The following is a 25,809-nucleotide window of genomic DNA, read 5'->3' on the forward strand; positions in this document are numbered from 1 at the left end:
TCGTCATGGGCTCGGACTCCGACTGGCCCGTCATGGAGGCCGCCGCCCAGGCGCTCGACGAGTTCGAGATCCCGTACGAGGTCGACGTCGTCTCCGCCCACCGCATGCCGCGCGAGATGGTCGCCTACGGCGAGCGGGCCGCCGACCGCGGTCTGAAGGCGGTCATCGCGGGGGCCGGCGGCGCCGCGCACCTGCCGGGCATGCTCGCCTCCGTCACGCCGCTGCCGGTGATCGGCGTGCCCGTGCCGCTGAAGTACCTCGACGGCATGGACTCGCTCCTGTCGATCGTGCAGATGCCGGCCGGCGTCCCCGTCGCCACGGTCTCCGTGGCCGGCGCGCGCAACGCCGGTCTGCTGGCGGTGCGGATGCTCGCCGCGCACGACGCGGACCTGCTGGCCCGGATGAAGGACTTCCAGCAGGAGCTGAACGACCAGGCGACGGAGAAGGGCAAGCGGCTGCGGGCGAAGGTCGAGGGCTCCACGTCCTTCGGCTTCGCCCGGTGAGCGCCGCCCGCCTCCTCGGCGAGGCCCTCGACCTCCTCGCCGAGCACCCCGTCGTCGACGGCCACAACGACCTGCCGTGGGCGCTGCGCGAGAAGGCCGGCTACGACCTGGACCTCCTCGACGTCGCCGCCGACCAGCGCGGCCGGCTCCACACCGACCTGCCGCGGCTGCGCGCGGGCCGGGTGGGCGCCCAGTTCTGGTCGGTGTACGTGCGCAGCGACATGGCCGGCGACGACGCGGTCAGCGCCACGTTGGAGCAGATCGACTGCGTCGACCGGCTGCTGGCCCGCCACCCGGCGGAGCTGGCTCCCGCGCTGACCGCGGACGACGTGGAGGCGGCCCGCGCCCAGGGCCGCATCGCGTCGCTGAAGGGTGCCGAGGGCGGGCACTCCATCAACAACTCCCTCGCCACCCTGCGCGCCCTGTACGCGCTCGGCGTGCGGTACATGACGCTCACGCACAACGACAACATCGCGTGGGCCGACTCGGCGACCGACGTGCCGGCCGTCGGCGGGCTGTCCCCGTTCGGCCGCGAGGTCGTGCGGGAGATGAACCGGCTGGGCATGCTCGTCGACCTCTCGCACGTCGCCGCGACGACGATGCGCGACGCGCTGGACACCACCGAGGCGCCGGTCGTCTTCTCGCACTCGTCGGCCCGCGCGGTCTGCGACCACCCGCGCAACGTCCCCGACGACGTGCTGGAGCGGCTGCCCGGCAACGGCGGCGTCGCCATGGCGACGTTCGTGCCGAAGTTCATCCTGCCCGCCGCGGTGGAGTGGACGGCCCGCGCCGACGAGAACCTGCGCGCGCACGGCTTCCACCACCTGGACACCACCCCGGAGGCGATGCGGCTGCACGCGGCGTTCGAGGAGGCGCACCCGCGCCCCGTCGCGACGGTCGCGACGGTCGCCGACCACCTCGACCACATGCGGGACGTCGCCGGCGTCGACCACGTCGGCATCGGTGGCGACTACGACGGCACGGCCTTCACCCCGGCCGGTCTCGACGACGTGTCGGGGTACCCGAACCTCGTCGCCGAGCTCCTCGCCCGCCGCTGGTCCCGCGCCGACGTGGCCAAGGTGACCTGGGGCAACGCCGTGCGGGTCCTGCGCGACGCGGAGGCGGTCGCCCGTGACGCCGCGTCCCGTCGGGGGCCCTCCACGGCGACCCTGGCCGACCTGGACGGCTGACCGGCCCGTACGGAACACGGAAGGCGTAGGGACGCGACGCGGCCCCCGGCGGCGTGCCGGGGGCCGCGTCATGTGGCCGCGCCGCCGCGCCGGGGCGGGCTGTGGCGGGTGGGGCGGGCCGTGACGTGCGGCGGCGCGCCGCCGTGCCGGGGGCCGGACGGAGGGCGGGGAGGGGCCGCGGCGGGTCACCTCCTCGGGGTCGGCGGCCTCGGGTACCGGAGAAGTGACCCGGGTGACGCCGCCGACCCCTGCGGGGGCAACCCACCACGACCCCTCCGCGGGCCGTCGGCCGGGTGACCGGGGGGGGGGGGGGCTTCAGGCCCGCGGGCGGCCCATCGCGCGGAACGTCCAGCCCGCGGCGCGCCAGCGGGCGGCGTCCAGGGCGTTGCGGCCGTCCAGGATGATCCGGGCGTTCACGACCGCGCCCAGCTCCTCCGGGTCGACCTCGCGGAACTCGCTCCACTCGGTGAGGTGCAGCACCACGTCCGCGCCGCGCACGGCCTCCAGGACGCTCTCGGCGTAGGCGAGGGTCGGGAAGACGCGGCGGGCGTTGTCCATGCCCTTCGGGTCGTACACGGTGACCTGGCCGCCCTGGAGGTGGATCTGCCCGGCGACGTTGAGGGCGGGGGAGTCGCGCACGTCGTCCGAGTCGGGCTTGAACGCGGCGCCGAGCACCGCGACCCGCTTGCCCAGGAACGTTCCGTCCCCGAGCGCCTCGCGCGCCATGCCGACCATCTGCCCGCGCCGCCGCATGTTGATGGAGTCGATCTCCCGCAGGAAGGTGAGCGCCTGGTCGGCGCCGAGCTCGCCCGCGCGCGCCATGAAGGCGCGGATGTCCTTGGGCAGGCAGCCGCCGCCGAAGCCGATGCCGGCGCGCAGGAACTTGGCGCCGATCCGCTCGTCGTGACCGATGGCCTCCGCCAGCTTGGCGACGTCGCCGCCGGCGGCCTCGCAGACCTCCGCCATCGCGTTGATGAAGGAGATCTTCGTCGCGAGGAAGGAGTTCGCGGCGGTCTTCACCAGCTCGGCCGTGGGGAAGTCGGTGACGACGAACGGCGAGCCCTCGCCGACCGGCACCGCGTACACCTCGCGCAGCAGCTTCTCGGCACGGCCGCTCTCGACGCCGACGACGATCCGGTCCGGGTGCAGGGTGTCCCGCACGGCGAAGCCCTCGCGAAGGAACTCCGGGTTCCAGGCCAGCTCCACGTCCGCGCCGGCGGGCGCCCGCTCGGCGAGGAGCCGGGAGAGCCGCTCGGCGCTGCCGACCGGCACGGTCGACTTGCCGACGACGAGGGCGGGCTTCCTCAGGTGCGGGGCGAGCGCGCCGAACGCCGCGTCGACGTAGCTCATGTCGCAGCCGTACTCGCCCTGCTTCTGCGGGGTGTTCACGCAGACGAAGTGGACGTCGCCGAAGTCGCCGACCTCCTCCCAGGAGGTGGTGAAGCGCAGCCGCCCGGTGGAGCCCTCCATGCCCACGACGTGCCGCCGCAGCAGCTCCTCCAGCCCCGGCTCGTACATGGGGACCCGGCCCGAGGCCAGCATCTCGATCTTCTCGGGGACGACGTCGAGCCCGAGGACGTCGAAGCCGAGTTCCGCCATGGCCGCTGCGTGGGTGGCGCCGAGGTAGCCGGTGCCGATCACCGTGATCTTCAGGGCCATGTGTGCTGCTCCAGTGCTGTACGGGCCGGGAATGCGTGCCTGAGCATAGTCGGGCGCCGCCCGGGGCATGGTTCCGGCGGTCCTGCCGCTGTCGGCAAGCTCACGTGATCCTCACATATGCCGAGCCCGTGGCGGACTACTAAAATTGGGGTTACTTAACGGTAGTTAGCACCGCAGCCCAGGGGAGTGACGCAGACATGGCGGGAACGCCTGACTTCGACCTGTACCGCCCGTCCGAAGAGCACGACATGCTCCGGGACACCGTCCGCTCGCTCGCCGAGGCGAAGATCGCGCCGCACGCCGCCGCCGTCGACGAGGAGGCCCGCTTCCCGCAGGAGGCGCTGGACGCGCTCGTCGCCTCCGACCTGCAGGCCGTGCACGTCCCCGAGACGTACGGCGGCGCCGGCGCCGACGCCCTCGCGACCGTGATCGTCATCGAGGAGGTCGCCCGCGTCTGCGCGTCGTCCTCGCTGATCCCGGCGGTGAACAAGCTCGGCTCCCTTCCGGTGATCCTCTCCGGCTCCGAGGAGCTGAAGAAGAAGTACCTGGGCCCGCTCGCCAAGGGCGACGCGATGTTCTCCTACTGCCTCTCCGAGCCGGACGCCGGTTCCGACGCCGCCGGGATGAAGACCCGCGCGGTGCGCGACGGTGACTTCTGGGTCCTCAACGGCGTCAAGCGCTGGATCACCAACGCGGGCGTCTCCGAGTACTACACGGTCATGGCCGTCACCGACCCGACCAAGCGCTCCAAGGGCATCAGCGCCTTCGTCGTCGAGAAGGGCGACGAGGGCGTCTCCTTCGGCGCCCCGGAGAAGAAGCTCGGCATCAAGGGCTCCCCGACGCGCGAGGTCTACCTCGACAACGTCCGCATCCCCGCCGACCGCATGATCGGCGAGGAGGGCACCGGCTTCGCCACCGCGATGAAGACCCTGGACCACACCCGCATCACCATCGCGGCCCAGGCCCTCGGCATCGCCCAGGGCGCCCTGGACTACGCCAAGGGCTACGTCCAGGAGCGCAAGCAGTTCGGCAAGCCGATCGCCGACTTCCAGGGCGTGCAGTTCATGCTCGCCGACATGGCGATGAAGATCTCCGCGGCCCGCGCCCTCACGTACCAGGCGGCCGCGGCCTCCGAGCGCGTCGACGCCGACCTGACCTACCTGGGCGCGGCGGCGAAGTGCTTCGCCTCGGACATCGCCATGGAGGTCACCACGGACGCCGTCCAGCTGCTCGGCGGCTACGGCTACACCCGTGACTACCCGGTCGAGCGCATGATGCGCGACGCCAAGATCACCCAGATCTACGAGGGCACGAACCAGGTCCAGCGCATCGTCATGGCCCGCAACCTGCCGTAGCGGGGTCTTCGCAGGCCGCGGCGCCGTCGGGTGGCTGCTCCCGGAGCTGTGATCGGTTCCCGGTCCGTTCCGCCAGCCACGTTCCCGGGCGCCATGCCGGGGAAGTCGTTTCCCCGGCCGTGTGGAACCCCCCGCGCCTCGAAGGCGCGGGGGGTTCTCTGTCTCCCAGCCCGCTCGGTCGGGCGGTGTAGGGCGTGGGACGCGGCGTGACCTGGTCGGGAGTGAGCCCTTCCACGGCCCCTGGGGTCAGTCCTGATCTTGGGTGTACTGAGCCGCGTACCAGCTGGAGTCGATGGCGGGGTTGCGCAGCGCCCCCCAAAATCGGTCGTCAGGTACCGGTGGCAGTGGCGGATTGCCCAAGTCCGCATGCAGATCCGCACGCCAGTCGAGAGTGAAGTGGCTCCGGGTCTCCGCGCTCTCGCACACGGATCTGTAGGGGGATCCCCAGAGCCCGAGGGCTATCTTCTCCGCGGCCCACCTGCGAGTGACGTCTCGGCCGGTGTCGGCCTGTGCGAGCACCGCGCGGAGTCGCAAGGCGAGCGGGCCGGTTTGGTCCGGCCGCGGTAGGGCCACACCACGTTCCCACGCGTCCAGGGCTGCCCTGACCTCCGGGTAGTCGTTCAGCCCCGTTTCGACCGCCAGTCTGCGCAGTTGCTTCCGCGCGGCCTCAACCACCCGCTCATACGGCAGGACTGCGATCAGTGCCCCGAGTTCCTCGTGTCCGTCCAGGTGGCTCACGTGGAGGAGGTCGGTGGGACGGTGGGACAGGTCCAGCTCTGGCAACTGCTCATCCGGTGCAGGAAGGGGCTCGTCGCCACTGTGCTGCGGCCTGGCAGGCAGAGGCGCCTCCCAGAACAGTCGGCCGTTGAAGGTGACGACACCAGCCTCCTGGCCGCGCTCAAGCGTGTCGGCCAGTTCGGCCAGGTACCCACCCAGCGAGTCGGCCTGCCCGAATCTGGTGCCGGTCTCGTCGAAGAACCGTCCGATCGCACCGAAGGAGTCGCGCTCAGTGCGGCAATCCATCAGAAGACCGTCCGACGTCACGTCGTAAGAACCGAACTTCACGTAGTCGTGAAGCCAGTAGCCCTCGGTCTCCCCGTCGAGGCCCTGGTCGATACCGCGCATGAACCCGGTGTCCCCGAGGATTCCGCTCACTCCGAGCAGCCGGTCGCCCGTACTGAACCGGAAGGCCTCAGGTCCCTCCAGCGCCCCGTCGTGCCGGTGGAGTGAAGCGACCAGGTCCGGAGGAAAGGTGACCCCCAGTTCCTGTTGCGCTGCTGCGATCTCCTCGTCTCCTGCGGGCGGCCGAAGCGTGGCGAAAGTGCGGGGCGCGTGCTCGCGTAGCCACGCGTCGATGCGAGTCCATGAGTCCTGGACCTGGCCTGATGTCATAAGGCCGACCATAGGGCCAGCGGCTGACAACAGCTTGATCGTCGCTCACCGGCCTTGCCGCCGGGTTGGCGTTCAGGCCGGCAAGCTCGAGTGGACCCTGCAGCCGCCCACTCGACACAGAAGCGCTCAGTCGCATCCACCCGATCGGTGGCCAACTCGAAGAGGCCCACTGGCTCGGACAGGGCGATGCACGCTGTGAGGCGCCCGGATGCCCGAGGGCAGCCAGGGCCAGCGCGTCGCGATGGCGCGAGACCTCCCGTCCCACCGTGGCACCCCCGCGACCGCACAACACGGCCCCCGGCGATCCACCGGGGGCCGTTGCGGTTACGCTGCGCTGCCGCACAAGCGGCACGGCACAGCCCAGCACGGCACGGCACAGCCCAGCACGGCACAGCACAGCACCAGGTGGGAGTCTCCATGAGTGTGGATCGCCAGATCTCCGCACTGCTCAAGCAGATAGCGACCCAGGACGTCGTCGTCGTCACCGACGAGTTCTCCCGCGCCGGACGGGCCGCCACGCTCGCGCACGTCGTCGAGCACTACGGCTTCGAGTACGGCGAGACCCGGCGCGAGGGCCACAACAGCCAGACCCTCGCCGTCCACCTCTACCGCGACTCCGCGCCCGAGGCCCGCGCCCGTGAGGCGGCGACCATCGCCGCGCACCCGCAGGCCGGCATGGGCGGTACGGTGCCCGGCCTCCTGCCCGGGACGCTCAAGCCGACCGCCGAGGCGGCGGAGGCGGTCGCCCTGATGAAGGACCGCATCGGCTTCGACGTCATGACGCAGATGGCCGGGGCGCGCAAGATGGGATTCGCCTGGTTCTGCGTGGCGGGCCTGGTGGTGACGCTGCTCATCTGCCAGATGTACGTCGGCGCCGTCGCGGGCGGCGCCGCCCTGGCCGGGCTCCTGGTGGGCGGTGTGAAGATCGGCGAGATCCGTCGGCAGCGCATCGCCCAGCGCCTCCGGGCGGCCGGGTTCACTCCGGTACGGGACGAGACGGGGCGGCAGCGGTTCCTGCGCCCGGGCCAGCAGCTCCCGGGCCACGCGAACCCGTTCGCCGGCTGACGGGCGGGGCGGTCAGGGAGATCAGGGAGGCCGGCGCGGTGGGCGCCGGTCACGCGTCGGCGTACCGGGGGAGGTCCGTGGTCGGGATGGTCCACTCGCCGATGGTGACGTCCTCGCCGTACAGGAATTCCTTGCGCGTGGCGTAGCGCGGGCCCGACGGGGTCGGGTGGATGTCGGACAGGACGGCCCCGGAACCCGTGCGCGGATCGAAGATCACGTAGACGGGGATGCCGAGCAGCGCGTAGTCCCGCACCTTGCCGACCCAGTCGTTGTCGGGGTTGGAGCGGGACACGACTTCGATGGCGGCGATGACCGCACGCGGATCGATGGAGCCCTCGACAGCCAGGTCCGCCCACGGGATCACCGTCACGTCCGGGTGGCGCATGATGCCCTCGGGCTCGTGCTCGACGTCAGGCGTGCCGGTGTGGGCCAGCAGTTCATCCGGCATGACACGCTCCAGGCGGCGGCTGACGCGCGCAGCGGTCACCTCGTGGGGCCCTCCTGGCGACATCATGTCGTGGACGATTCCCTCCTTGGTGATCTCGAACTTGCCGGGAAGGGTGTCGTCCATCGAGGACACGAAATCCCGCATCGTCCGGTACAGGTAGTGCGTCTCCCGCTGCGCGTCGTCCGGGGCGATGCTCATGGCGTGCGCTCCTCGTCGTCGGTGCCCGGGGGCAAGGATCGTCACGTTCATGCTAGGCGGCCTCCGGGAGATCGGATCGGCAGTCGCGGCAGCGCCCCGGCTCCGGTGCCCGGAAGGCGCGGTCGCAGGTGTCGCAGGTCTGGAACGGGTCTCTCGCGGCCATCGTCGCGGCTGCCGGTAGTGGGGGCGGCAGGAGCACGGTGAGCCGGTGGGCGAGGAGGCCGGCGGGCTGTTTCAGCCGGCCGGGCAGGGCGGCTGTCAGCACGTGGCGTACGGCGTCGGGGTGCGCGTCGCGCTCCAGCCAGGCGGCCACGGCGGGGGCCAGGCGCCGGACGTCGTGCTCGCCCAGTAGCAGGCGGGGTTCGTCGCGGCGCAGCCCGGCGAGAAGGTCGCTGGCCGCCCGGTGTCGCTCCGGGTCGGGGGTCTGCGGCTGGGGGAGCGGCGGGCGGGGGCGCTCCGGGGCCCGCTGCGGTACGGGCGCGGGCGCGGGCTCCGGTGGTGGCGCGGGGGGCGGTGGAGGCGCTGCCGGAGCGTGGGCCGGGGCCGGGGCGGCCGGGGTCGGGGCCGGGGCGGGGGCCGGGTGGTCGTACGCCACCGTGCGGGTGACCAGCTCGCCGCCGGGGAGGCGGACCCGGGTGCGCTCCAGGTAGCGGTGCTCCTCCAGCTCCCGCAGCGCGGCGGCGATCCGGGTCTCGCTCTCCGGGAACCGGTCGGCCAGCACCTTGATGCCGACCTTCGCCCCGTCGGGCAGCGACTGGATGTGCACGGCGAGCCCGATCGCCGTCAGGGACAGCTCGCGGTGCTGGGCGAGATGGTTGCCCACGACCGTGAAGCGGTCGGTGTGGCGTGCCCGTACGTGGCGGACACCGGAACCGGTGACGCGTCCGGGAAGGCGGGACGGGGCGCGCGAGGGCGCGCTAATCTGCTGGGTATCCATCGGGAAGGTACTGCTTCCTTGATGGTCAGGCCCTCGATCGGGATTGCCGTCCCGGCCGGGGGCCGACGTCTGTCTGTGGTTGTCGCCGCGAGCATATGCCCGCCAACCCGCCGGAAATCCAGCCCCATTGGGCAAGGTCACCCGGGAGAGTGACCGGCGGCGGTGGGGTGGGGTGGGTGGTTTTCCCGTTCCTCACAGACGTTCTTTGATCTTTTGCATCGTGCGCCACCGCGTCGCGGAACACCGGGTCGTGGAGGCCCGCGACCCGGTGCGACCGGTCACGGTACGAGGTCGAGCTCGGCCCAGACGGTCTTGCGGGGCACGGGTCCGGCCGTGACGCCCCACCGGTCGGCGAGTGCCTCGACGATCAACAGGCCGCGCCCCCGCTCGGAGTCGGGAGCGGGTGGCGTGACGGCGCCGGGACCCGGTGGCAGCCGGTCCCCGCGCGTGTCGGTGACCGCGATCCGCAGGCACGTGCCCCCGCCCTCGACCGCGAGGTCCAGGCGGAAGTCCCTGCCCGGGACGCGGCCGTGGGCCCGTGCGTTCGCCGCCAGTTCGGCGACGATCTGCGCGGCCGACTCCGACGGGATTCCCCAGTGCGCCAGTTGGGCCGAGGTCAGCAGGCGGGCGAGTCGTGCGCCACGGCGGGTGGGGGAGAGCAGCACGGTGAACTGCCGGGCGCGGGCGGAAGGTTCGGTTCGGGTGATTTCCAGGTTCACGTGACTCAGCGTGGCCGTCTCGCGCTTACGCTGACCAGAGCGACGCGTGTACGGACAGTGACTGTCCAGTCGGTGTGCGGCCCTGTCCATGCGGTACGGCGTCGCCCTCGGACGCGGGCGGAGGCGGGTGTCGTATGACGGACGAACCGGAGCAGGACGTCGACCTGGAGGACGACTCGGGCGCGGTGATCGCGGCGGTCGGTCGGCAGGTCAGGCTCTGGCGCGAGGCCGCGAAGATGCGCGCGGCGGACCTCGGCGCGGCCATCGGGTACGGCGAGAACCAGGTCTACAAGGTGGAGGCCGGCAAGCGCATCCCGAGGCCGGAGTTCCTGGACAGGGCGGACGAGGTCCTGGGCGCGGGCGGCAAGCTGGCGGCGATGAAGAAGGACGTGGCGGAGGCCCGGTACCCGAAGAAGGTCCGCGACCTGGCCAAGCTGGAGGCCGACGCGGTCGAGATGGGGGCGTACGCCAGTGTCACGATCCACGGCCTGTTGCAGACGGAGGAATACGCCCGCGCGTTGTGCGGAGAACGCCGGCCCGCTTTCTCCGAGGAAGAAGTGGAGCGGCGGGTAGCCGCGCGCATGGCCCGGCAGTCGGTATTCGAGCGGCAACCGGCCCCGCTCCTCACCTTCGTTCTGGAGGAGGCGACTCTGAGGCGGCCGACCGGGGGCAGAATGGTGTTGCACCGCCAGCTCGAACGCCTGTTGCAACTAAGCTCGTTGCGGCACGTGGAGATTCAGGTCATGCCGACGGAAACCGAGGAGCACGCGGGCCTCGACGGCTCGCACCGGGTGCTTAAGCTGAGTGACGGTACGGCTGTGGGCTACAACGAAGTTCAGCTCACCAGCCGACTGATCAGCGATCCCAAGGAGGTCCAGATCCTTGAGATGCGGTACGGCCTGATCAGGTCCCAGGCCCTCACGCCTCGGCTGTCACGGGCCTTCGTCGAGAAACTGCTGGGAGAGACATGAAGACTGAGCTGACCTGGGTCAAGAGCAGTTATAGCGGGGCCGACGGCCCCGACTGCGTCGAGGTCGCGGCCGCGGAGGACACCGTCCACGTCCGCGACTCCAAGAGCGTGCCCGGCCCGCAGCTCGGCTTCGCGCCCGACGCCTGGGCGGCCTTCGTGACGTACGCGTCCGGGAGCTGACGTGGAGCCGGCCTGGGTCAAGAGCAGCTACAGCACCAATGACGGCCCTCAATGCGTCGAGGTCGCCGCCGCGCCCGACACCGTCCACGTCCGCGACTCCAAGAACGTGCCCGGCCCGCGGCTCGGCTTCACGCCCGACGCCTGGGCGGACTTCCTGGCGTACGCGTCCCGGAGCTGAGCGCCGGGAGCGGATCAGGCCGGCTGGGGCGCCGGAGGTGCGTGGGTGGGGGCGCGGCGTCGGTCAGCGGGGCGACGTGGTCCGTAGGTAGACCGTGATCCGTCTGCCGCGGACCTGTTCGTCGGCCACTGCGGTGAAGTGCTGCTCCAGCACCGCGGTCTTCGTCCTGTCCCGCTCGGCCGACACCGGTCTCGCCACCTCGGGGGCGTCCGTCACGAGGAGTATGCGTTCCTGGGTGAGCATCGCCGTGCGTATGCGCTCCGGGGCCGCCTCCACCCCCTTCAGCGTCCCGGACTCCTCCGGGGTCTCCGCCAGGGCTATGTCGCGCAGTCCGGCGAAGGCGTCGGGGGAGACGGATTTGGTGTCCCGGCGCGCTGACGGGATGAAGAGCACCGCGTTCCCGGCCTCGGCCAGCCGCCGTACCTCCGACGCCACCGCCAGGACGTCGTCCACCCGGCTTGCCGGGGAGCGTTTGGCCAGGGACTGCGGCAGGAGTGCCGCCGTCGCCGCGACGACCGCCACCGGCACGACCCAGGTCGACAGCCGTGGGGACCGGGACGTGACCGCTCGTACCGCCGAACCCAGCAGTGTGCCGATCAGCAGCGCCAGGCCGAGCAGGCTGAAGAGGACGTACCGGTCGAGGAACAGCGGCTGGATCAGGGAAAGGCCGATGAGGCCGACGTGCGGAACCACCAGCAGCGGTAGCCCGACGGCCGCCACCGACAGCCGGCCCGTACGGGGCCGGTCCACCAGGGCGCCGACCCCGCCGACGGCCAGGAGGACCGCAGGGCCGATAAGCATGTGCCAGGTCAGGGGCGGGATCCACGACACCTGCGCCGACTGGCTTCGGCTGAAGAGGATCAGGGGCAGGACGCAGACGGTGGCCGCTGCGGAGGCCGCCGCCCAGCGGATCCACACCGCGCGCCCGGCACGGGTCCAGAGGAGCGTCGCGGCGTGTGCCGGCAGGATCATGAGCGAGAGCCAGTTCAACAGGCCGCACAGCAGGACGATGCCGCCGTAGGCCACCCACCGGACCCGCCGGACGCGCCCTTGCAGCGCGGTCACGAGGAGCAGCGTGGACACCCCGGCCCCTGCGGCGACCAGCGCGTAGGGGCGGCCTTCCTGGAGGTGGAACTGCACGGCCGGGAGCAGCGCCAGGGCCATCCCGCCGCCGAGGCCCGCCCATCCGCCCGCCAGGCGACGGCCGATGACCGCCACACAGGCGGCCGCCACCGCCGTGGCCAGCACCGAGGGCAGCCGCAGGGTCGTGGTGCCGGGCCCGAACGCCGTGAAGAGCGTGTGCATCAGCAGGTAGTAGCACCCGTGGACGACGTCGACGTTCCCCAGCATGTGCCAGATGTCGGTCGTGCAGCGCTTGGCCACCTGCCAGGTCGCGGCCTCGTCCCGCCACACGCTGCCCTGCCGCGACAGCCCCCACAGGCCGAGGGCCACCGTCCACAGCGCGGGGACCGCCCAGACGAGGGCCCCGCGGGCCGGGGCGCCGAGCGGGCGGTCCCGGGGTGCGTCCCCGGCCGGCGGCAGGCGGTGCGACGGAGGTGCTGCGCTGTCGACGGACATCAGGACGGCTCCCGGGGGGCGCGGTGCGTGGGACGCCAGGGAGACGGGCGGGCGCTCGCTGACACGATCTTCGACGAGGACCGTACCGGTGGTGTTCGGACGCGTGGGCGATTTCCGGACGTCATCGCTCACGCGTACGGCGGCGCATGTGCGACGGCCCCCGGCGCGTGTGCGCCGGGGGCCGTCTGACGTGTGGCGTCGGGTGGCTCAGGCCGCCGTGCGGACCGCCGGGCGGCGGCTCGCGATGACCTTGCGGGCCAGCGAGCGCGGGCTCGTCAGGAAGCCGTACCCCCACGACATGTGCATCGTCGCCAGCGCGACCGGGATCCGCACGCGCGCCTTCAGCGGCAGGCCCTTGCCGGCCGGGATCGAGCCGGCGGTGATCGCGGCGAGGTAGCCGCCGGGGACGACGAAGCCGAACGCCGTGAGCGTCGCGCCGACCACCACGCCCGCGGCGATGGCGCAGACCGCGGCCGGCGGGGCCAGGTAGCGCAGGTTGATGGAGCCCTGGTGGTAGCGGGCCACGACGTGGCGCCAGCGCCCGTAGTCCTTGTACTGCTTCGCCAGCGCGCGCACGCTCGGCCGCGGCCGGTACCGCACCCGCAGCTCCGGGGAGAACCAGATCAGCCCGCCCGCCTCGCGGATGCGGAAGTTCAGCTCCCAGTCCTGCGCGCGGATGAACTCCTCGTTGTACCCGCCCTGCTGCTCCAGCGCCTCGCGCCGGAACACCCCGAGGTACACCGTCTCGGCCGGGCCCGCCTCGCCGCCGGTGTGGAACGCGGCGTTGCCCACGCCGATCCGGGAGGTCATCGCGGCCGCGACGGCGTCCTCCCAGGCGTTCTCGCCCTCGGCGTGCATGATGCCGCCGACGTTCTGCGCGCCGGTCTCCTCCAGCAGCCGCACGGCCGTCGCGATGTAGTCCGGCGAGAGCATGCCGTGCCCGTCGACGCGCACCACGACCGGGTGGCGCGACGCCTTGATCGCGGCGTTGAGCGCGGCGGGGGTGCGGCCCGTCGGGTTGGGCACGGTGTGCACGCGGGGGTCCTCGCGGACCAGCTCGGCGGCGATCTCGTCGGTGCGGTCGGTGGACGGGCCGAGCGCGATCACCACCTCCATCTCGCCCTCGTACTCCTGTTCGAGGATGTGGCGGACCGCGTCGCGCAGGTGCCGCTCCTCGTTGAGGACCGGCATGATCACGGAGACCGGGGGCAGGGACATGGCTCCTCGGGAGGTGCGAAGGTTCGTCCCCGGGCGGACGGCGGCCTCGGGGAGCCGGGTGCGGGCCCCGGCGGGTATCGCCCGCCACGTTACCGCGAACGGGGGACCCCGGTGCGCGCCGCCCGGGTCGGACGGCAGGTCGCTGATCGTATGGGCCTACTGTGCTCACGGTCCGCCCCAGTGCCCGCGGAGGTGTCCCCCGTGCCCGTGCCGCCCCGCCGTCCCGACCGCCCGGAGCCCCGGCCGCCCGCCCGAGGGGCGGGGCGGCGGGCCCCGGCGGCACGGCGGCAGGCTCCGGCGACCCGCGGGCAGGTCCCGGTGGTACGGGCGCGGCAGGCCCCGCGGCGGCAGCGGTCCCGCTGGGGGGCGCGCGTGGCGACGACCCTGTCGGTCCTGGTCCTCGGCGCCGGCGGCATCGGGCACGCCGTCGTCACCAGCTTCGACACCGGCATCGGCCGGGTGGACGCCTTCAAGGACATGAAGAACCGGCCCCGCGCGGGCAACGGCACCAACATCCTGCTCGTCGGCACCGACGGCCGCGACCGGATCACGATGGCCGAGAAGGTCCGCTACCGGCTCGGCGGCGCCCCCTGCCGCTGCACCGACACGATCATGCTGGTGCACGTCTCGGAGGACCGGAAGCGGGCCAGCCTGGTGTCGCTGCCCCGCGACTCGTACGCCGAGCTCCCCGAGCACACCGACGCCACGACCGGCAAGCGGCACGGCCGGCACCCCGTCAAGCTGAACGCCGCCTACGCGGAGGGCGGCCCCAACCTCACCGTGCGCACCGTCGAGCGGATGACCGGCGTCAAGATCGACCACTACCTGGAGGTCGACTTCACCAGCTTCATGCGCACCGTCGACGCCATGGGCGGCGTGCAGATCTGCACCGCCCGCCCCATGCACGACCCCTACACCGGCCTCGCCCTGCCCGCCGGCACCCACACCCTCGACGGCGGGAGGGCCCTCCAGTACGTCCGCTCCCGCCACGTCGACGGGGCGTCGGACCTGGGGCGGATGCAGCGCCAGCAGCGGTTCGTCGCCGCGCTCATCGACCGGGCGACGAGCAACGGCGAGCTGCTCCACCCGGTGCGCTTCCGCAAGGTCCTCGACGCCATGGCCGGCTCCGTCCGCGCGGACCGCGGCTTCGGCACCGAGGAGATGCTGACGCTGGCCAAGGCGATGCGCGGCTTCACCACGGCGTCGTCCGAGTTCACGTCCGTCCCGGTCGGCGCCGTCGGCGTACGCGTCAAGGGCATCGGCTCGACGGTGAAGTGGGACGCGGCGGGGGCCAAGCGGGTCTTCGACGCGATCCGCGCGGACCGGCCGCTCGCCACCCGCCCGGCCAAGACGGCCCCGCGCCGCAAGCCCGTCGAGGTCGCGCCCCGCGCGGTGCGCGTCCAGGTCTACAACGGCACCCGGGTGCACGGGCTCGGCGCACGCGTGGACGCCGCGCTGCGGGCCACCGGCTTCCGGACGACCGGCACGCCGTTCAACGCCGACCGGCGCGACACGGCCCGCACCGTCGTCGCGTACGACCCGCTCTGGGACCGCTCCGCGATGTCGCTGGCGGCGGCGCTCCCCGGGTGCGAGCTGCGCGCGGTGGCCGGGCAGGGGCCCGTGCTGAAGGTCACGGCCGGCGAGGACTACCGGGCCGTCCAGCCGGTCCGCGCCGAGACGCCCGCCCCGGAACGGCGCACCGGCGGTGTGCCGGCGGCCGTCACGGGCGACCAGGTGGTCTGTCCCTGATCCGGCCCGCCGCCGGCGCGCGTCCCGACGCGCTCCGCTCAGTCGTCGAAGCCCTCGGCGGCCCGCCGCTCCCGCAGCTCCTTGATCGCCCGCCGGCGGGCCAGCCGGTGCGTACGGCGGATCTGCGCCTCCTGGTAGCGCCGCTCGTCCCGCTCCGTCTCGGGGATGACCGGCGGCACGGTCCGCGGCTTGCCGTCCGCGTCCACGGCGGCGAACACCAGGTACGCCGAGCCGACCTGCGTGGCCGGCGTCGACTCGTTCCAGCGCTCCGCCAGCACCCGGACGCCGACCTCCATGGAGGACCGGCCGGTCCAGTTGACCTGTGCCTTCACATGGACGAGGTCACCGACGCGCACGGGCTCCAGGAAGACCATCTCGTCCATGGACGCGGTCACCGCGGGCCCCCCGGAGTGGCGTCCGGCGACGGCTCCCGCCGCGTCGTCCACCAACTTCATGATCACACCGCCGTGTACCGTGCCGAGCAGGTTGGTGTCGCTGCCGGTCATGATGTGGCTGAGCGTGGTGCGGGACGCCGAGGTCGGCTTGCCCTCGAGCATGGACTGGTCTGTCATGCCCTCCACCATATGCCCGGAGTCGGACTCGTCCGCATTGCATCAGCTTGGCTACAGCGCCGCCCCGATTTCCTACCCGCCCTGTAAGGGCCGCCGGGCCGCGCGGCACACTGTTCGGCATGAATGACTGGCCTGAAGGACGGTCCCACGACCGCAACGCGCGCTACGGCCGCGGCAGCGCTGACGCCCAGCCCGAGGGCGCCCGCGTCATGCCGCACGTGCGGCCCGGATCCGTCCCGCCGCAGCAGCGACCGGGCTACGACGACGCGCCCCGCAACGCTCCCGGCTTCGACAGCGGCTACAACACGGGCCAGGTCTACGGCATGCCGCGCGGCGCCCAGGGCGCCGGCCCCGGCGCGGGGCCCGGCGGCGGCGGGCGGGGCCCCGGCGCCCCGTACGCACCGCCCCCCGGCGGCGCGCGCCCCGCGCCGAACTGGGGCCGCCGCGTCAAGGTCGGGGCGATCACCGTCGCCGTGGTCGTCCTGGCCACGACGATCGGCACGTACTTCTGGGCCGACGGGCGCATGCGCCGCGAGGTCGACCTCTCCAAGGTCATCGAGCGCCCGCAGGAGGGCGACTGCACGACGTACCTGATCGTGGGCTCCGACAGCCGCGAGGGCATGACCGCCGAGGACAAGAAGCGGCTGCACACCGGCTCCGCCGACGGCAAGCGCACGGACTCCATGATGATCCTCGCCGCGTGCGGCAGCGGGAACACCATGATCTCCCTGCCCCGCGACTCGGACGTGGAGATCCCCACGTTCGTCGGCTCGCAGTCCGGCAAGACCTTCAAGGGCAGCGGCCGCCGCGTGAAGCTGAACGCCGCGTACGCGGAGGACGGCCCCGAGCTGCTCGTCCGCACCGTCGAGCACAACACCGGGCTGCGCATCGACCACTACGCGGAGATCGGCTTCGCCGGCTTCGCCAACATCGTCGACGCGCTCGGCGGGGTCGAGATCACCATCGACAAGGGCTTCAAGGACAAGAAGTCCGGCGCCGACTTCCAGGCGGGCAAGCAGACCCTCGACGGTGAGCAGGCCCTCGCCTTCGTCCGCACGCGGTACGCCTTCGCCGAGTCGGACCTCGCGCGCACGAAGAACCAGCAGAAGTTCCTCGCCGCCCTGGCCGGCCAGGCCGCCACGCCCGGCACGGTCCTCAACCCGTTCGCGTTCTACCCGACGCTGGGCGCCGGACTGGACACGCTGATCGTCGACAAGGACATGTCGCTGTTCGACCTGGCGGAGATGTTCTTCGCGATGAAGGGCGTCAACGGCGGCGACGGCACGTCGATGAACATGCCCGTCTCCGGCAGCCGCGGCGGCAACCTCGTCTGGGACAAGGCGAAGGTCCGTGAACTGGTCCGCCAGATCCAGAACGACGAGAAGGTCACGGTCACCGGGAACTGACCCCGCCTCCGCCGCCGGCGCACCCGCCGGGCGGTCAGTGGCCCACCCCGCCGCCGGCGGGGTGGGCCACTGGGCGTTCGGGCGCGGCCGGTCGGGGTGCCGTGTGTGCGGGCCGTCCGCTGTCCGGCTCCTCCCTCGCCGGGCGGCCGGGTCCACCGCTCCCCGCCGGCCGGCGGGGAGCGGGGTGCTCCGGCGGGCGTCGGGCCGGCGGGCGGGCTTCGGCGGGCGTCGCTGACTGCCTCCGCCGGGGCGGCCGGGCCAGCCGACCTGCCTCCGCCGGCGGCCCGGCCAGCCGCGGCGTGCCGTCCGGCGGTGGGGTGGGCGGCGATCGGGCGGGGCCGCACGCGGGTGTCCGGCCCGCGTGCGAGGTGCCCGGGCTACCAGCGGTACGGCTGGTAGACCTCCATGCACGCCTTCGTGTCCGCGCCGTTGGAGTTCTCGGCGTCGTCCGGGAGGTCGCCGGCCTTCGGGCCCTGCTGCTTCGGGAACACCTCACCCTCGCGCCAGTCGGCGCCGATCGTGAGCGTCGGCCCGGCCACCCCGTCGGCGGCCCGTACCGCGGTGGCCGGGAGGCCGATCGCCTTCGCCACGGACAGCGCGTCCGCCTTGCCCTGCGCGCCCGACGCCTTCGGGTACTCCAGGCGGGTCTGCGGCGCGGAGGCCGCGGCCTGGGAGGCGTCGGCCCGCGTGAAGCCCTTGCCGCGCAGGGTCTCGGCGACCGCGCCCGCGCGGCCCTTCACCGGGTACTTCCCGTCCGCGCCGGTGCCGTTGAGGACCGTGACGGCCAGGGACGCCGGCGCGGCCGCCGCCGGGCCGGCCTCCTTCGGCGGCGCCGACGGCTTCGCGTCCGCCGCCGTGCCGTTGTCGTCGAACGGGACGTCCTCGCGGAGCATCTTCCAGATCCGCTCCGCGGAGTTCGGCTCCGGCAGCAGGTGGGCGCGGTTCGCGTGGTCCTCGACCGTGGGCAGCGTCGTCATGGTGATGCGGTTGGTGGGGACGTGCTTCAACTCCATGGCGAGGTCGAAGAGGCTCGGCACCGAGTCCAGCTCGTCGGAGACCTGGATCGCCTTCGTGGCGGCTTCCGCGAGGTCCTTGATGCGGCCGGTGTCGGTGAAGGCGTTCTGGTCCTTCAGCTGGCGGAGCATCGCGTTCATGTACATGTGCTGCGCCTTGGCGCGGCCCTGGTCGTTGAAGAAGGCGTGCCGGGTGCGCAGCCACTGGAGCGCCTGCTCGCCCTTGACGTACGTCGTGCCCTGCTTGAGCCGCAGGCCGGAGCCGCCGGGGACCTGCGCGGTGGGCCGGTCGTGGACGTTCTGCCGGACGCACACGGGGACGCCGCCGACCGCGTCCGCCATCCGTACGACGCCCGCGAAGTCGACCATCATCCAGTGGTCGATGTAGACGCCGGTCAGCTTCTCCCAGGTGGTGAGGGTGCAACCGGGGCCGCCGCGCTGGAGCGACTCGGTGATGATGCGGTTGGTGGCGGGGAACTTCTCGCCGGTGTCGTCGTCCTGGCAGGCCGGTATGTCGACGCGGGTGTCGCGCGGGATGCTCACGACGGCGGCGCTCTTGCGGTCCCTCGCGACGTGCAGCAGCATCTGCACGTCGCCGCGCGGCTTGTCGCCGACGGTGTCCTTGGCGCCGCCGAGGGCGAGGTTCTCCTTGGAGTTACGTCCGTCGGCGCCGATGAGCAGGATGTTCAGCGGGGTGTTGCCGAAGGCGTCGGGTGCGGCCTTCTCCACGCCGCTGTCGCCTCCGCTGCGGCCTCCGCTGCGGATGTTGCCGTTCAGGTGCTCGATGTAGAGGTAACCGGCGCCGGCGGTGCCGAGTATCAGCAGCGACAGGACCGAGGCGACCCAGCGGAGCACGCGCCGCTTGCCGGGGCGGGCGCTGCGGCGCGGCCGGCGGCCGGCCCGGCGCCGACCGGACCCCGCGCCGCGCGAGCCGGGCCGGCCCCCCTGCCCGGGCCCGCCGGCGGCGCCGTCGCCGTCCGGGCCGTCGGGGGCCGCGCGCCGGGCGCCCCTGCGCCCGGCGCGGGCACCGGCGCCCGCGTCCGCTCCCGTACCGCCGCCGGTACCGACCGCTTCGCCGTCGTCGTTCCGGTCCGCCGCCGGGCCGGCACCGTCTGCGGTGTCGTCGCCCCGGCCGCGCTCACGGGCGTTCCGGGCGTGCGGGACGCTCTCCCGCGTCCCCTCCCCACGCACGCTGCTGTGTCCCACCCAATGTCTCCCCTGGTGATCAGGTCCGCGTCACTTCGCGCACACCTGCTTGTCCGCCACTACCTTCTGCACACCCTCCGGCGCCTTCGCCGGACCGGTGAGGGGGACGCCCGCTCCCCTGAAGTCCTCGCCGAGGGTGAGCGTCATCGGCTCGCGCTCCCCGGCGTCGGACGTCCCCTGCTTGAGTGCCGTCGCCGGCAGCCCCATCAGGTCCGCGAGCTTGCGGGCCTGGTCGGCCTGGTTCGGCGCGTACTCCAGCGTCGTCTTCGCGATGTCCGACGGCGCGTTGGCCTTGTTGGTCGACTTCAGCACGCCGGCGTCGTTCTGCAGCCAGTTGATCGTCGACTGGGCGCCGCCGCGGATGCCGCTGCCGTTGTACACGTCGACGCGGACCGCGGACGCCTCCGCGCGGGGCCCCTTGAGGAGGGCGGCCTGCGCGGCCTTCTCGGCGTTCTTCGCGTCCTTCTCCTTCTGCTCGACCTCGGTGAGCGAGACGTCGTTGCGGATGATGGAGAAGAGCGGCTCGGCCTTGGCCTGGTCGAGGACGACGGTCGCCTTGATCTGCTCGGCCGGGTTGTCGAGGACCGGGAGCGTGGCGAAGGTGATGTTCTTCGGGTCGACCTTGGCGACCTCCAGGCCCAGTTCCTGGAGCTTCTTGACGCTCCCTATGCCGGAGTCGACGGTGAGCGCCTTCGTCGCCGCGTCGGCGAGGTCCAGCAGCTTCGACGGGCTGGTGAGGGTGTCGCTCGACTTCATCTTGCGGAACATCGAGCCCATGAACTGCTGCTGCGTCTGGATGCGGCTCAGGTCGCTCTTGTTGCCGAACGCCTGCCGGGTGCGGACGAAGGCGAGGGCCTGCTCGCCCTCGATGGTGCTCGTGCCCGCCGGCAGCTCCAGCCCCGACTTCTTGTCCTTCACCGGCTGCTCGACGCACACGTCGACCCCGCCGACCGCCGTCGACAGCGTCTTCACGGCGTTGAAGTCGACCATCATGAAGTGGTCGACGGGGACGCCGGTGAGCTCGTGGACGGTGGCCATGGTGCAGCCCGGGTCGCGGTCCAGCTGGCCGAGGCTGGTGTTGAACCGCACCCCGCTCTGCGCCGGGATCTTCTTCTTCGTGCCGTCCGGCAGCGTGGCCTCGCAGCTCGGGATGTCGGTGATCAGGTCGCGGGGGATGGACAGCGCCGTGGCGTTCGTCCGGTCCTTGGAGACGTGCAGCAGGATCGTCGTGTCTGCGTGGCCGGGGCTGTTCTTGTCGCCGTAGCCGGAGTTGCCGTCACCGGTCCGCTTGTCCGTGCCGATGACCAGGATGTTGATGGCCTGGTCCTTCTTGAAGCCGGAGCCGCCGCCGGCGCCCGCGACGTCGATGGTGCTGAGGTTGCCGTCGAGCCGCTCGTACAGGTAGTACGCGGCGGCGCCGGTGGCGACCAGGGCGAAGGCGGTGACCCCGCCGGTCCACACGAGGGCCTTCTTGGTGCGGGTGTTGCGCGCCTTGGCCTTCCCCCGGCGCCGGCCGGCCGCCGCCGGGGCCGCCGCGCGGCGGCCGCCGCCCTGTCCGGACGGTTCGGCGGTGCGGCGCCTGCGCTGGCCGGGTACCTCCGCGGCGCGGCGGCGGGAACCGGTCGACGCCTCGGCCCCCGACGCCGACTCCGCGGCCTTGCCCGAGCCCCTGCCCGTGGCCTTGCCCGCGCCCCGGCCGGTACCCGCGGCCTTGCCCGCGCCCTTGTCCGGGGTGGACGGCGCGGACGACGCCGGGGATTCCGGCGACGAGGACGACGTACGGGCGGAACGGCCCCCCTGGGCGGGCGGTCTGGCCGCGGTGGTGGCGCGGGGCGCGGAGGCGGGCGACTGCCCAGTGGAATGGTCCAGTCGCAGTTCGTAGTTACCGGTCTGCGGGTTCAGTACCCACTGGTCGGCGGGGTCGATGTCCTCCGCCCCTCCACGGCTGTGCGCGTCCACGGTTGCTTGAATCCTCCGTCGGTGCCACGCGAGGCGCCTCCCCCGCCAGGCGCTCGGTCTCTCGATCCACGGTGCGCGTCCCACGGGGTCGCCCGCACCGGATCGCGTCACACTATCCGCCCAGTTCAGCGTGGGGCGACGTCCGTGACAAATTCCACGCCCCTTACAACCGGGCATTCCGCCCAAAGTTCATGCACCGCCACCTCTGGCACGTCCCTTCCTCTCACCGTCCCCCTCCACCCCGACGACCCCGCCCGCTCACGGGCACGCGCTCGCCGCGGCGTTCGTGCCGGTGTACGTCGGCGCCGGCGACGGGCTGCCCCGGCCGTCCGGCGTCGCCCCTGGTGAGGGGCTCGTTTCCGGGGTGGGGTCCGTACCGCGCGGCGGCGTGGTGGCGCCGCCGTCCCGCTCCTCCGGGGGCCGTACGACGACGGGGGCGTCCGCGCGCAGCCGCTTGAAGAGCCGCCCGGCGTCCGGCTGTACGAGTTCGTCCCGGTTCCGGTCGGCGTGGTACGGCTTGCGCGGCACTGTGAGGAACTGCACCTTCTCCGTCGGTACGCTGCGCAGTCTTCGCGCCAGGTCGTACAGGTCCTTGAGGGAGTCGAGCCCCGGGTCGGTCGTGAGGGACTTCGTGGCCGCGTCCAGGACCGGGTAGAGCCGCGCCGGGTTGAGCAGGACGCCGTTGCTCTGCACCTTGGTGACCAGCGCGCCGAGGAACTGCTGCTGGCGGTCCATGCGTTCGGTGTCGCTGCCCCCGCCCAGCGACTTGCGGGCCCGCACGTAGCCGAGGGCCTGCTCCCCGTCGAGCGTCTGCGCCCCGGCGGCCAGCCTCACGTGGGCGTCCGGGTCGTCGATGGGCTCGCGGACGCAGACGCGCACGCCGCCGACCGCGTCGACCATGTCCTTGAAGCCCTGGAAGTCGATCACCATGTGGTGGTCGACGCGGATCCCGGTCAGCTGCTCCAGGGTGCGCACGGTGCAGGCCGTCCCGCCGACCTGGAAGGCGGTGTTGAACTGGGCGACCCGCGGTGCGGTCCGCTTCCCGCCGGCGGTGCGGCAGTCGGGGACCTCCACCATCAGGTCGCGCGGGATCGACACGGCCGTCACGCCGTGCCCGCGCGCCGACAGGTGCAGCAGGATCGTGGTGTCGGACCGCTGGGTGCCCTGGTCCTGCCCGTACTCGGCGTTGCCGTCCCCGGCGCGCGTGTCGGAGCCGATGAGCAGGATGTTCCTGCCGCCGCGCGGGACGGGCGCCGGGCGGTCCCGCTCGTACCGCTTGAGCTCGGTGACCGCCCTGTCGTCGGTGGTGATGTTGCCGTCGAGCTTGCGGTACAGCCACCAGCCGGTACCCGCCGCGACGAGGACGACGACGGAGGAGCCGAGCGCCGCCCAGCGCAGCCACGACGGCCGGTTGCCGGCCGAGGTGTCCGGGTCGTCCGGGGGAGTGCCGGCGGTGTCCGTCACGTCGTCTGTCCGTCCTTCGGGGCGTCGGCGGCCTCCGGGGCCGCCGTCGCATGGTGAGACGGTCGAGCCCCGCGCGGGGTTGCGCGCACGGGGGTGCGCTCCGCCGATGATGTACCGGACGGGACCCGGGAACCCGGCGGACTCGGCACGCGGTCCGCCGGACGGGTGGCCGGGGCGCGGGCCCGCGCCCCGGCCGTCGGGCGCCGTCAGGCCCGGTCGGTGACGCGCTCGGTGGCGGTGCGCCGGTCCAGCTCCTCGGGGGAGAGCCGGTCGAGGTGACGGCACAGGACGACGGACCCGCCCGCCGCCAGCGGTGCGTACAGCCCGGCCGACACGCCGTCCCAGTCCTGCCACGGCAGCCCCGACAGCAGTCGCGAGCCGGGCGCGAGTCCGCGCCGTGCCGCGTCCCGGCGCGCCCGCGCGACGAGGTCGGCGCCGGTCAGCTCGGTGTGGCCGCCGGCGGCGTCGCGCACGGCGAGGGCCGGCGCGTCGGGGTCGACGGGGGCGTACGGGGCGAAGCGGTCGCCCTGGCTCGGGACCTCGACGGCGTAGTCGTCGTAGCCGGCGGGCGGCGCGGGGAAGCGGCGCCCCAGCGGGGCGAGCGACAGGGCGAGGCGGCCGCCGGCGCAGGCCAGGCCCTCGTCGAGGCGGTCGGGTCCGGCCACGACGTGGTCGGCGGAGGCCGGGTCGCCGTCCAGGTCGGCCACCACGCCGACCGAGGCGCAGGCGAGCAGCCAGACGGCGGTCTGCCAGTGCGCGGGCAGCAGCAGCGCGACCCGCTCGCCGGGCTCGGCGGAGAGCCCGTCCTGGAGCAGGTTCGCCGTCTTGGCCACCCAGTTGGCGAAGGTGGCCACCGAGAGTTCGACGCGCTCACCGGTGGCGTCGTCGTAGTACGTGACCAGGGGGCGGGCCGGGTCCGCGGCGAGCGCGGATCGCAGCAGGTCGGCAGGGGTGCGGTCGCTGGCGTTCACCCGCGCAAGACTACGCGGGCGGGGTGCTCGCGGAAGGGCCGAGCGGGTGACGCGGTCCTCCGTACGGACCGATGGGCCGTCAGGGAAATCGGGAAGCGCAAGTCAGGGCAAATGTCCAGTATCTGGCTATGCGTTCCATTCGTATTCCCTTGATCGGCGTAGCGGTCGCGGTCACCACCGCCTCCTCGCCCGCCCTCGCGATGCCCCTCTCCCCGGCCCACGCGGCCACCGCGGCCCCGACCGCCTCCACCGCCCCGCCCTCCCTGAAGGCGGCGGACGACACGCCCGACCCGGGCGCCACCCGGTCCTTGCCGCTCGTCCCGCTGCCCGGCGACGAGCGCAGTACGGCCCCCGGCGGAGGCGCCGCCCGGGGCCTGCCCCGCCAGGAGGTCGACCCGTTCTCGATGGTCGGCGTGGTGTGGGACGACCCCGAGGCCGAACTGCACGGCACCGTCCAGGTGCGTACCCGCGCCACCGGGACCGGCGCGTGGTCGCCGTGGCAGGACCTGGAGACCCACCAGGGCGACCACGGTGCCGACCCCGGTTCGGCGGAGGCCCGCTCCACCGCGGTCCGCGGCGGCACGGCGCCGCTGTGGGTGGGCGACTCGGACGGCGTCGAGGTACGGGTCCTGCCCGAGCCGGCCGAGGACCGCGCGGGACGGCCGCCCGCCCTGCCGGGCGGCCTGCGCGCCGAGCTCGTGGACCCGGGCGGCGACCCGGCACCGGAGCCGGGCACGGACGACCCGACCGCCCAGGACGCGCCGGACCCCGCCGGCGACGTGAACACCGGCCAGGGCGCGACCGCCGACACGGATCCGGCCACCGGGCCGGCGACGGACGCCGGTCCGGGCACTGCGACGGACCCGGCCGCGGACCCCGCGACCGGCACCGGCGCGGACCAGAGCGCCGACCCGGCCTCGGACACGGACACCGGAGCCGACGCGGGCGCGGACGCCGACGCCGACGCCGACGCGGACACGGCCACGGACATGGACACGGACCAGGGTGCCGAAGAGGTCACCGACGGACCCGCCGACGAGCCCGTCGACCCGCCCACCGAGGTGGAGGAGAGCGCGGACCACTCCATCGACCCCGACGCCGTCGCCCCCGTCTCGGGCGCCGCGCTCTCCCCGGAGGAGACCGCCGCCTCGGCGGCCAACTCCGAGCTCGGCGCCTCTCTCGGCGCCGTCGAACTGCCCGAGACGACCGAGGCGGAGTGGGAGGCCGCCGGCCCCGCCGCCGCGTACGCCGCCCCGCGGCCGGGCATCGTCACGCGGAAGGGCTGGGGCGCCGACGAGAAGCTCCGCGAACCGTCCTTCCTCTACACCAAGTCGGTCCAGGTGGCCTTCGTCCACCACAGCGCCACCGGCAACAACTACACCTGCGCCCAGGCCCCCTCCGTCCTGCGGGGCATCTACCGCTACCACGTCAAGAGCATGGGGTGGCGCGACCTCGGCTACAACTTCGCCGTCGACAAGTGCGGCAAGATCTACGAAGGCCGGGCCGGCGGCGTGGCGAAGGCCGTCCAGGGCGCCCACACCCTCGGCTTCAACACCAACAGCACCGGCATCGCGGTCCTCGGCTCGTACGGCGGCACGACCCCGCCGGCCAAGGCCGTCACGGGCGTCGCGAAGCTGACGGCCTGGAAGCTCGGCCTCTACGGCAAGGACCCCAAGGGCAAGAGCACCCTGGTGTCGGGCGGCGGGAACCGGTACGCCAAGGGCACGAAGGTCAAGCTCAACACCATCTCGGGCCACCGGGACGGCTACTCCACCGAGTGCCCGGGCGCGAAGCTGTACGGCAAGCTCGGCACGATCCGCACCGCGGCGGCCACGTACCAGGGGAGGTCCTGACCCGAAGGCCGTGTCGAACCGTCTGT

22 protein-coding genes are annotated in these 25,809 nt (G+C 73.1%); 10 read left to right on the forward strand and 12 right to left on the reverse strand.

Annotation, left to right across the window (positions count from 1 at the left end; genetic code table 11):
• Positions 1-5 precede the first annotated feature (5 nt).
• Positions 6-503, forward strand: a complete 498-nt coding sequence (gene purE, locus ACF053_RS29070; RefSeq protein ID WP_391956762.1) for a 5-(carboxyamino)imidazole ribonucleotide mutase — start codon at positions 6-8, stop codon at positions 501-503.
• Positions 500-1,693, forward strand: coding sequence for a dipeptidase (locus ACF053_RS29075; RefSeq protein WP_391956724.1), 1,194 nt, complete (start codon positions 500-502; stop codon positions 1,691-1,693). Before purE ends, ACF053_RS29075 begins: the two co-directional genes overlap by 4 nt.
• 315 nt (positions 1,694-2,008) lie before the next feature.
• Here ACF053_RS29075 and ACF053_RS29080 read toward each other — a convergent pair whose 3' ends face one another.
• Positions 2,009-3,352, reverse strand: a complete 1,344-nt coding sequence (locus ACF053_RS29080; RefSeq protein ID WP_391956725.1) for a UDP-glucose dehydrogenase family protein — start codon at positions 3,350-3,352, stop codon at positions 2,009-2,011.
• 197 nt (positions 3,353-3,549) lie between these two features.
• On the opposite strand from ACF053_RS29080, the gene ACF053_RS29085 reads away from it, so the two are divergent.
• On the forward strand, positions 3,550-4,707 hold the full coding sequence (locus ACF053_RS29085) for an acyl-CoA dehydrogenase (RefSeq protein WP_058944833.1): 1,158 nt from the start codon (positions 3,550-3,552) through the stop codon (positions 4,705-4,707).
• A gap of 246 nt (positions 4,708-4,953) precedes the next feature.
• Here ACF053_RS29085 and ACF053_RS29090 read toward each other — a convergent pair whose 3' ends face one another.
• Positions 4,954-6,099 carry an SMI1/KNR4 family protein gene (locus ACF053_RS29090; protein WP_391956726.1) on the reverse strand — a complete coding sequence of 382 codons (1,146 nt, stop codon included), beginning with the start codon at positions 6,097-6,099 and terminating at the stop codon, positions 4,954-4,956.
• Between the two features lie 417 nt (positions 6,100-6,516).
• On the opposite strand from ACF053_RS29090, the gene ACF053_RS29095 reads away from it, so the two are divergent.
• Positions 6,517-7,164, forward strand: a complete 648-nt coding sequence (locus tag ACF053_RS29095; protein WP_391956727.1) for a hypothetical protein — start codon at positions 6,517-6,519, stop codon at positions 7,162-7,164.
• A gap of 49 nt (positions 7,165-7,213) precedes the next feature.
• On the opposite strand, the gene ACF053_RS29100 is transcribed toward ACF053_RS29095, so the two are convergent.
• From ACF053_RS29100 to ACF053_RS29110, 3 genes are all read right to left on the reverse strand, one after another.
• Positions 7,214-7,810 carry a Uma2 family endonuclease gene (locus ACF053_RS29100; protein WP_391956728.1) on the reverse strand — a complete coding sequence of 199 codons (597 nt, stop codon included), beginning with the start codon at positions 7,808-7,810 and terminating at the stop codon, positions 7,214-7,216.
• Positions 7,811-7,862: 52 nt separating this feature from the next.
• Complete coding sequence (locus ACF053_RS29105; RefSeq protein ID WP_391956729.1) at positions 7,863-8,747, reverse strand: helix-turn-helix domain-containing protein; 885 nt, start codon at positions 8,745-8,747, stop codon at positions 7,863-7,865.
• Positions 8,748-9,025: 278 nt separating this feature from the next.
• Entirely contained in the window at positions 9,026-9,466 is a 441-nt protein-coding gene (locus tag ACF053_RS29110; protein WP_391956730.1) for an ATP-binding protein, read from the reverse strand.
• A 134-nt stretch (positions 9,467-9,600) separates the two neighbouring features.
• Between ACF053_RS29110 and ACF053_RS29115 the strand changes: the two genes are divergently transcribed.
• From ACF053_RS29115 to ACF053_RS29125, 3 genes are read left to right on the forward strand one after another with little or no spacing between them, the layout of a single operon-like run.
• Positions 9,601-10,437 (forward strand): helix-turn-helix domain-containing protein, encoded by an 837-nt coding sequence (locus ACF053_RS29115; RefSeq protein WP_391956731.1) that lies wholly within the window; start codon positions 9,601-9,603, stop codon positions 10,435-10,437.
• Complete coding sequence (locus ACF053_RS29120) at positions 10,434-10,616, forward strand: DUF397 domain-containing protein (protein ID WP_391956732.1); 183 nt, start codon at positions 10,434-10,436, stop codon at positions 10,614-10,616. Before ACF053_RS29115 ends, ACF053_RS29120 begins: the two co-directional genes overlap by 4 nt.
• 1 nt (position 10,617) lies before the next feature.
• Positions 10,618-10,794, forward strand: a complete 177-nt coding sequence (locus tag ACF053_RS29125) for a DUF397 domain-containing protein (RefSeq protein WP_391956733.1) — start codon at positions 10,618-10,620, stop codon at positions 10,792-10,794.
• Positions 10,795-10,857: 63 nt separating this feature from the next.
• Here ACF053_RS29125 and ACF053_RS29130 read toward each other — a convergent pair whose 3' ends face one another.
• Positions 10,858-12,372 (reverse strand): hypothetical protein, encoded by a 1,515-nt coding sequence (locus ACF053_RS29130; protein WP_391956734.1) that lies wholly within the window; start codon positions 12,370-12,372, stop codon positions 10,858-10,860.
• A gap of 207 nt (positions 12,373-12,579) precedes the next feature.
• Positions 12,580-13,590, reverse strand: a complete 1,011-nt coding sequence (locus tag ACF053_RS29135) for a glycosyltransferase family 2 protein (protein WP_391956735.1) — start codon at positions 13,588-13,590, stop codon at positions 12,580-12,582.
• Between the two features lie 201 nt (positions 13,591-13,791).
• Between ACF053_RS29135 and ACF053_RS29140 the strand changes: the two genes are divergently transcribed.
• A complete protein-coding gene (locus ACF053_RS29140; protein ID WP_449336545.1) occupies positions 13,792-15,339 on the forward strand; it encodes an LCP family protein in 1,548 nt (515 codons plus the stop codon).
• Positions 15,340-15,377: 38 nt separating this feature from the next.
• Here ACF053_RS29140 and ACF053_RS29145 read toward each other — a convergent pair whose 3' ends face one another.
• Positions 15,378-15,911 carry an acyl-CoA thioesterase gene (locus tag ACF053_RS29145; protein WP_058943326.1) on the reverse strand — a complete coding sequence of 178 codons (534 nt, stop codon included), beginning with the start codon at positions 15,909-15,911 and terminating at the stop codon, positions 15,378-15,380.
• 119 nt (positions 15,912-16,030) lie between these two features.
• Here ACF053_RS29145 and ACF053_RS29150 point away from each other — a divergent pair, with 119 nt between their 5' ends.
• On the forward strand, positions 16,031-17,317 hold the full coding sequence (locus ACF053_RS29150) for an LCP family protein (RefSeq protein ID WP_391956737.1): 1,287 nt from the start codon (positions 16,031-16,033) through the stop codon (positions 17,315-17,317).
• Positions 17,318-17,694: 377 nt separating this feature from the next.
• On the opposite strand, the gene ACF053_RS29155 is transcribed toward ACF053_RS29150, so the two are convergent.
• The 4 genes from ACF053_RS29155 to ACF053_RS29170 all read right to left on the reverse strand — a co-directional run bounded on the left by ACF053_RS29155 (position 17,695) and on the right by ACF053_RS29170 (position 23,930).
• Positions 17,695-19,536 carry an LCP family protein gene (locus tag ACF053_RS29155; RefSeq protein WP_391956738.1) on the reverse strand — a complete coding sequence of 614 codons (1,842 nt, stop codon included), beginning with the start codon at positions 19,534-19,536 and terminating at the stop codon, positions 17,695-17,697.
• A gap of 30 nt (positions 19,537-19,566) precedes the next feature.
• Entirely contained in the window at positions 19,567-21,495 is a 1,929-nt protein-coding gene (locus tag ACF053_RS29160; protein WP_391956739.1) for an LCP family protein, read from the reverse strand.
• A gap of 258 nt (positions 21,496-21,753) precedes the next feature.
• Positions 21,754-22,959: an LCP family protein gene (locus ACF053_RS29165; RefSeq protein WP_391956740.1), complete on the reverse strand. Its 1,206-nt coding sequence runs from the start codon at positions 22,957-22,959 to the stop codon at positions 21,754-21,756.
• 206 nt (positions 22,960-23,165) lie between these two features.
• Positions 23,166-23,930 (reverse strand): TIGR03089 family protein, encoded by a 765-nt coding sequence (locus tag ACF053_RS29170; protein WP_391956741.1) that lies wholly within the window; start codon positions 23,928-23,930, stop codon positions 23,166-23,168.
• Positions 23,931-24,058: 128 nt separating this feature from the next.
• On the opposite strand from ACF053_RS29170, the gene ACF053_RS29175 reads away from it, so the two are divergent.
• On the forward strand, positions 24,059-25,783 hold the full coding sequence (locus ACF053_RS29175) for an N-acetylmuramoyl-L-alanine amidase (RefSeq protein ID WP_391956742.1): 1,725 nt from the start codon (positions 24,059-24,061) through the stop codon (positions 25,781-25,783).
• Positions 25,784-25,809 lie beyond the last annotated feature (26 nt).

It is taken from the genome of Streptomyces kanasensis, assembly GCF_043077165.1.
GTDB classification, from domain to species: Bacteria; Actinomycetota; Actinomycetes; order Streptomycetales; family Streptomycetaceae; genus Streptomyces; species Streptomyces changanensis.

Bases quoted from the DNA above. Each gene is read 5' to 3' on its own strand.
- ACF053_RS29120 (WP_391956732.1), top strand. From the start codon at position 10,434: ATGAAGACTGAGCTGACCTGGGTCAAGAGCAGTTATAGCGGGGCCGAC.
- ACF053_RS29175 (WP_391956742.1), top strand. From the start codon at position 24,059: ATGCGTTCCATTCGTATTCCCTTGATCGGCGTAGCGGTCGCGGTCACC.
- ACF053_RS29100 (WP_391956728.1), bottom strand. From the start codon at position 7,810: ATGAGCATCGCCCCGGACGACGCGCAGCGGGAGACGCACTACCTGTAC.
- ACF053_RS29145 (WP_058943326.1), bottom strand. From the start codon at position 15,911: ATGACAGACCAGTCCATGCTCGAGGGCAAGCCGACCTCGGCGTCCCGC.
- ACF053_RS29085 (WP_058944833.1), top strand. From the start codon at position 3,550: ATGGCGGGAACGCCTGACTTCGACCTGTACCGCCCGTCCGAAGAGCAC.
- ACF053_RS29115 (WP_391956731.1), top strand. From the start codon at position 9,601: ATGACGGACGAACCGGAGCAGGACGTCGACCTGGAGGACGACTCGGGC.
- ACF053_RS29105 (WP_391956729.1), bottom strand. From the start codon at position 8,747: ATGGATACCCAGCAGATTAGCGCGCCCTCGCGCGCCCCGTCCCGCCTT.
- ACF053_RS29150 (WP_391956737.1), top strand. From the start codon at position 16,031: ATGAATGACTGGCCTGAAGGACGGTCCCACGACCGCAACGCGCGCTAC.
- ACF053_RS29090 (WP_391956726.1), bottom strand. From the start codon at position 6,099: ATGACATCAGGCCAGGTCCAGGACTCATGGACTCGCATCGACGCGTGG.
- ACF053_RS29095 (WP_391956727.1), top strand. From the start codon at position 6,517: ATGAGTGTGGATCGCCAGATCTCCGCACTGCTCAAGCAGATAGCGACC.
- ACF053_RS29080 (WP_391956725.1), bottom strand. From the start codon at position 3,352: ATGGCCCTGAAGATCACGGTGATCGGCACCGGCTACCTCGGCGCCACC.
- purE (WP_391956762.1), top strand. From the start codon at position 6: ATGGGCTCGGACTCCGACTGGCCCGTCATGGAGGCCGCCGCCCAGGCG.
- ACF053_RS29130 (WP_391956734.1), bottom strand. From the start codon at position 12,372: ATGTCCGTCGACAGCGCAGCACCTCCGTCGCACCGCCTGCCGCCGGCC.
- ACF053_RS29135 (WP_391956735.1), bottom strand. From the start codon at position 13,590: ATGTCCCTGCCCCCGGTCTCCGTGATCATGCCGGTCCTCAACGAGGAG.